This window comes from Haemophilus parahaemolyticus (assembly GCF_018373095.1).
GTDB classification, from domain to species: domain Bacteria; phylum Pseudomonadota; class Gammaproteobacteria; order Enterobacterales; family Pasteurellaceae; genus Haemophilus_A; species Haemophilus_A parahaemolyticus_A.
Map to the genome: position 1 here is coordinate 1 of NZ_JAHAHT010000099.1, position 6530 is coordinate 6530.

The following is a 6530-nucleotide window of genomic DNA, read 5'->3' on the forward strand; positions in this document are numbered from 1 at the left end:
CAATAACTTCTTAATGCAATTCCAAGCGGATATTTTAGATGTGAACGTAGAACGTCCAGTGGTGAAAGAAGTAACCGCACTTGGTGCCGCTTACCTTGCAGGCCTTGCGGTTGGTTTCTGGAAAGATTTAGACGAGCTTCACGACAAAGCTCGCGTAGAACGTACCTTCACACCTGATAATGACGAAGAAAAACGTGAACGTCGTTATAAAGGTTGGAAAAAAGCCGTTAAACGCTCATTAGAATGGGCAAAAGAAGACGCGGAATAATCAATCCTTCCTAGCCAATAATAAAGTGCGGTCAAAATCGCTTATGTTTTTCGGTATTATGTAGCACTTGCACAAGACCTAAACCGCAATAAAAATTAAGATCTCCATTGCAATTTATATATCAATGGAGATCTTTTTATTATGGCAAAACCACACTATTATTATATTGCAATTACTATGGTTTTATTAATTATGCCAACTTGCAGGCGAATAAGTTACAGATATTTTGCCAATACCGCTGCTTTTTCTGCTGCGGCATTTGCCATTTTACCCTCAAGCATTGCGATTTTATTTTCCCACTCGTTAATTTGAGTAATGATGGTTTGTTGTTCGGCGATATCAGGCACTACGAACGCAATATTTTCAATCGTGCTTAAATTTAATTCAATTTGACCGCTTGAACCATTTGCCATTTTTTCAATGGTTTTAAAACCAATGTTTGCCAAAGAATACAAGCCAAATTTAGGCAATAATTTTTCATTTGTTCTAAAAATCGTGATATGGCTATCTGCTACAAAATCACCATCTAAATCAAATAAAGTTACTCGCCCAGCTGTTCCGACACCTGTGGAGTTAATTAAAAGATCACCTTTTTGTAATTTACGTTCGTCCAGATTAACTTCCTCTGAAAGATAATAGCGTTCTTTAAACTCAAAGCTACTGTAACCTCTAGCTTGACCTGATTTAATCACTTGGACAGCTGAATTGCCGTATTTAGGAGATTTACCACGCTTAAGCAAAGAGCATAACTCATTGATTCTAAAGCGTTTCACCCCCGAAATTACTTCTAAATCATTAAATATCTTAGCAATTTTCCCACGATACTCTTCAATTTTCATTCGGGTGTTTTCAAATTCGTGATCGATTTTTTCACATTCTGCAACGATTTGTTGTTGAATGGGTAAAGGCGGTTGTGGAATTTTTATTTCTTCACGTAAGTATTTGCTATTCAAACTTTTACCAAAGGCTTTATTGCCGACATTTTCTAAATCAATCATTCTTCCGTTAAACAAATGAAATAGGTAATTATCCGAAACAACTTTTTTATCCATAGGAACTAATCCGGCAATCGCTTCATTAGTATATAAATCTGCTCCTGCGATTGCTGTTTTGCCAATACTGAGCTTAAAACTCAGTAAAGTTGTACCTTTAGGTATCAACTTCACATTTGAATTTTTAATTGCGGCTTCAGTAATTTTCTCCTTAGTATCAGTGATAACTTTACCGTTCATTTCACTAATAGAAACCCACAGATTTTCGCCTGTAAAATATTCGCCGCTGGCTCGTGAAGGTGTACCGCCAATCTTTACTTCACAAACCTCGCCTAATTTTACCAATGGATATTTACTTTTGATTTCTTTGCGTTCTGTAATAGTTGTACGAATCACCTTATCAAACTCAGCACGTCCGAAATCGAGCATTTCAACCAACGGTAACGATTGGGCGAATTTCTGCAAATCTTCCGGAATTTGCACCGCACTTTTGCCGAAATTTTGGCGAATTAAGGCATTGAGCTTGTTGTCATCGCTTAAATTATTCGGGTTAAACAACGGCGTTTGAATTTGATTAATACCTTTAAGCTGGCTTAAACCGTCTTCTTCATCGCTTGCTTGCGTGGTGAGATATTTGATGCCTTCATTTCCTTTAGCGCTACTCCATTCATAACCTAAAAAGGCTTTTTTCTCTTTGGTTTCTGATGGCATTTTCACCACCAACACATCTTGCTCGGCAGATTTCGCCAGCATAAAATAATGCAGTTTTTCCGCCTCACATGCTTTGGCAAATTTTATCCATTCCGCATTTAAATCGGCATTTTTGCCGAATTTCTTTTTATCAAATACTTTGCGGTATTCTTGGAAGACTTCCGCTGAAGCGATTTCAACAGGCATTTCTACTGCGGCGTTTAAAAAGGCTTTGTAATGTTCAAAATCAAAACCGCAATGTTGGCAATAGGCTTTGAGCAAATGCACGTCTTCAAATAAACCATCAAAGCCGAAATTACCTTTGTGCCATTGGGCGACACGGTTACGGTAATGTTGGCTTAGATCTAAATCTGTGGCTTTACGGCGTAAAAATAAGGTGGCAGTGTTGGTGCCAGTTTTGCCAAATGTCCCCGAACCGAATTCTGCAATCGCGACTAAATCGAAATATTGTAAAATCACTTCGCGACATTTGATATAGATATTGCCATTGGTGAGTACGCTGGAAGGCAACACAATCACTGCAATACCATCGGAATGCAACAACTGCTTGGCTTTTTCAATAAAGAAAGTTTCGATACTGTTGAAACTTTCTTCGTCACTCACGTTCGGATAAAGACTGAAACGGGCTTTGTCGTCTTCGCTTAACGTTGCTAAAAAACCTTTTACGCTATAAGGTGGATTGGCAACTAACAACGAAAATGTGCCGTCTTGAATTTGCTCGCTATGTGCTAACGCATCGGCATAGACAATATTCATTTCATCTTGCCCGTACATAAAGGCAGACACTTTCGCCACTTTGGAAAGGCGATATTCTTTTTCAATACCGTAGATATTTTGGTAAAAACTCGCTGGATTTTGACCGCTCTTTAACAACGGTTTAATCTGCGTTGCGTATTCAGTGAGAAAATGCCCTGCACCACAGGCATAATCAATCACTTTCGGCGGTTTTTCGCTGTTAAGCAAATTCGTCAATGGCAAACTGGAAATGAGGAATTTCACAATCGGCATTGGCGTGAAAAATTGCCCTTCCGATTGTTTCACGCCTTGATCTAAAAAGCCTTCAAATAAATCGCCTAAGAATTGATGTTGTTCATCTTCATTTTTGAGGCGAATATCTTGCAACATTTGCACAATTTCTTTCAAAATCACTGCATTTTGGAAAAACAACTTTTCATTGTGGACATCTAAAAAAGCAAATGGATTGTTAGAATAAAATTTCAGCTTTTTAAACATTTCCAATACCACCTCTTTGGTGGCATCGGGATCATTTTTGAACAATTTAAACGCACTACTTACATCGTTTTCACTGATGTAAGTCACTTCTTCGCGTAAAAATTCATACATACCGATTTGATAAAGCTGTTGCAAGCGATCTTGTAGGTCATAATGATTATCCGAAGCCGCCCCTTTCCAATACACTTTTAAGGCATCGGCATTATGTTTTTCGTCCACCACTTTACAGAGAAACAAATTCACCAATTTATCAAAGGCATTTTCACGAGCGGAAACATTGTGAGCCCGCATAATGGTAGCAAATTGATGATATTTCTTTTGAATAGTGTCACTATCCACACTTTTTAAATCTCTGATATTATAAGGGCGATTGCCGATGTGAAAGGCTTCCGATTCAAATAGATTGTGCGTGATAAAGTCTTGCTGATAAGTATCACTCCATACTTTGAAAAAGTCCGTTTTACCGCCGCCGTTTGCTCGTACTTGTTCAAAGCTCAATAACTTGGCATTATCTTTCAAATAATCTTGGTTATCGCTCATTGAAATTAAGTGATAAGTCGGTTCAATTTTGTCATTGTGAAAATCCGAAGCGTACAAACATAGCCAGCGAGCTTTACCATTGTTGGTGTAGTAGCTAAACAGTTGACCGCCGTCTTTTTGCATTTTCGCCCACGCACGGGAAAATTCCTTGCTTTTGCCATCATCTGCGGTTTTACATTCGATCAATAAATACGGATTTTTATCATTATCCTGCACGATAATATCGGCAAATCCGCCAGTCATACCGTGTCCACCGTACAAGCCTTTTTCCAAAATAATGTGTTCTGGCTTGTAACCGGCTGCCAATAAATTATGTACGCATTCAAACACAACAAAATTTTCAGGTTGAGAAAAGTTTTTGGTAGTATCGCGGTCGGCTTGCAATTCTTTTGGATAAATGAGCTTTTCTGCTGCAATGTCAACTTTGAGTTCAGCACCCGATTCAAACTTTTTACTGTAAATGTTCTTCTGCTCGGTAAAGCCAAGGGATTGAAGTAAGTACGGAAAGGATTGTTTGGTGATCATAAAATATATTCAAATAGAGGAAATTAATTAACGAGAATTTTAACAAAGAAAGCTAAAAAATTCTTGATATTTTCGCCTATTTACGGGCAGTATTAACATATTCGGATAAAATGAAAGATGTTATAAAGGAGAAGGCAATGGCAGATCCGCATATTCAATTTGTTTTAATTGCCAGTAAACTTGCTTACGGCTGACGAGCAATTAAGCCCGTTTGATAGAAGTCATTGAGCTGCTTACGTACAGAATCAAGGTGCTTTTCTGATGGGGTATTGTGGTTTTATTCAACAGTAAAAATTTAGGGGCTGAAGTAAAATACCTTTACCTGTATAAATGGGTAAAGGTATTTTTTATGCTGTTAAGATTGAATTTGGGTTTTGTGCAATTGCTACATAATATCGATGTTTTTGACCGCACTTTTATTATCATTCCCGACTTATCTACCAAATAATGAAGCCCAAAATCCTTTTTTATTTTCAACTTTCTTTTGCTTCGTTTCTTCCATTCTTTGTTTGACATAATTTACCCAAACTTGATGGGGCGCATCAAAATCAAATAATTTCATAAAATCATAAGGAATTTTATATTCTGATAATGGATTTATATCAATCAATTCTTTGGGCGCTATAGGGCTATCAATATCCAAATCAAAACCGTGGATTGCTGCGATTTTGGCATACATTAAAACTTGCGGTTGCAAGTAAAAATCAAAATGTAAAAGTGTGTCTTTGGCTGCTCGTTTCGCAAACTTAAGTTCGAGTAATTTATCTAAAGCCTCTTGCATTCCTTTTATATTTTTATCTGCTAGTGCCACATAAAATTCATGATTGGGAATGCGCTTTAAATCACTACGGGCTTTTTTCTCATCATTTAAGAACGTGAGTGAGCGTTCTTTTAATAATTGCCAATCTCCACTTAATGCCAATAAAGTGTTCGCATTAAAAAAAGGTCTGGTATCAGTTCGTTTATAGGGGACTGAAATATCCACAATTTCATCACGATGTTTAATCAGATAATCAATCAACTTTTGATTATCTGAAAGTAAACTCATAAAAAAGAAATTTGTATTAATCCCGTTGTATGCCCATTGAAAATCATATTTAGACAGAATCCCCAAGAAACCAGCAATAGAAGCATTTTCTTTAAATCCTGAAATATTATTTTCTAATAAATACTTAGAGGCTAATGCACGATGGAAATCATTTAAATAATGAATTAAAGAAAAAACATTACCTGTAAAATTATCTATAGGAGCTAACGTTGAAAATAATTCTTTATGATTAAATTCAGTATATTCATCTACTCTAGCCAGAGTAAAATTCTTTGCTTCATCATAGCTTTTAGCAATCTCACTACCTAAAAATACCTTATATCTTTCCATATTTACACCTATTACGATTAATTCTTATTAGGAATTCTAACTGGTAATAACACAACCTTACCATTTGATTTATCCACACCTGCTATAATAGTTGATTCACTTAACATAAGCATCGTTGAAAATACAAAAGTGCGGTCAGTTTTTGAGAGGTTTTAAAACTCTTTAAAATTGACCGCACTTTACATTTTTGAGGAAAATATATTACCGATAAATACTCGTACAGTACGTCAGGGCTTCTCTTACAGCTTTTCCTAATTCTTCATCTGAAATATTCTTGTCATATTTAAATTCTAATGGTGAATTGTCAGGAAGTGAAATCCCTGTACTTCCATCTAAAGAATCTTGATGAAGAGGCGAAATAGTTATATATAAATCATCCTGTTCTAAAGATAAAAAAGACATATCCTTATAGATAGATTTTTTATTTTTGTATCCATAGCGTTTTTTCATCTCCTCTTCGAGATTTTTTTGTAATCCTTTCATTTTTTCAGAATTAAAAATAGCCTGAAATTCCTGGAGGGATACTTCTCTGCTTTCATCAAGTTTTTCTTTAACCAACTTGCCAAAGTATGAATCTGTAATATCCACTTTATTAAAAACAAAATCTTGATCTGGATCTGTCATTCCAATCATCCCTATAATAATAGAGGCAACCAATAAGAAATCTTTATTAATTCTAACAAAAGCTGCTTTAGGTTTGTTCATATCAATTTACCTTATTAATAATATTAGCTCCTTTCGATCTAGTATACATTAAACAATTACCTAATTTACCACTTTGACCTGTTATGCTATCTATAGTGATATTTCTACAGAAAAGTGAATGTGAAATTATAAGGTTTACTTAGAATAATCATCTTTGGAAACAAAAGCGCGGTCAAAA

Annotated in this window: 4 protein-coding genes; 1 reads left to right on the forward strand and 3 read right to left on the reverse strand. The window is 35.8% G+C overall.

Translation table 11 applies throughout. The features are described from left to right. The coding region (locus KH943_RS08605) for an FGGY-family carbohydrate kinase (RefSeq protein WP_304110014.1) at positions 1-268 on the forward strand (268 nt) is incomplete at its 5' end. A gap of 215 nt (positions 269-483) precedes the next feature. Here the strand turns inward: KH943_RS08605 and KH943_RS08610 are convergent. From KH943_RS08610 to KH943_RS08620, 3 genes are all read right to left on the reverse strand, one after another. Beyond that, the gene (locus KH943_RS08610) at positions 484-4269 is read right to left on the reverse strand and encodes a restriction endonuclease subunit S (protein WP_304110018.1); all 3786 of its coding nucleotides are present in this window, start codon (positions 4267-4269) and stop codon (positions 484-486) included. A gap of 433 nt (positions 4270-4702) precedes the next feature. Further along, positions 4703-5647, reverse strand: a complete 945-nt coding sequence (locus KH943_RS08615) for an Imm49 family immunity protein (RefSeq protein ID WP_304110021.1) — start codon at positions 5645-5647, stop codon at positions 4703-4705. A gap of 201 nt (positions 5648-5848) precedes the next feature. Further along, positions 5849-6352: a contact-dependent growth inhibition system immunity protein gene (locus KH943_RS08620; protein ID WP_304110024.1), complete on the reverse strand. Its 504-nt coding sequence runs from the start codon at positions 6350-6352 to the stop codon at positions 5849-5851. Positions 6353-6530: the final 178 nt, after the last annotated feature.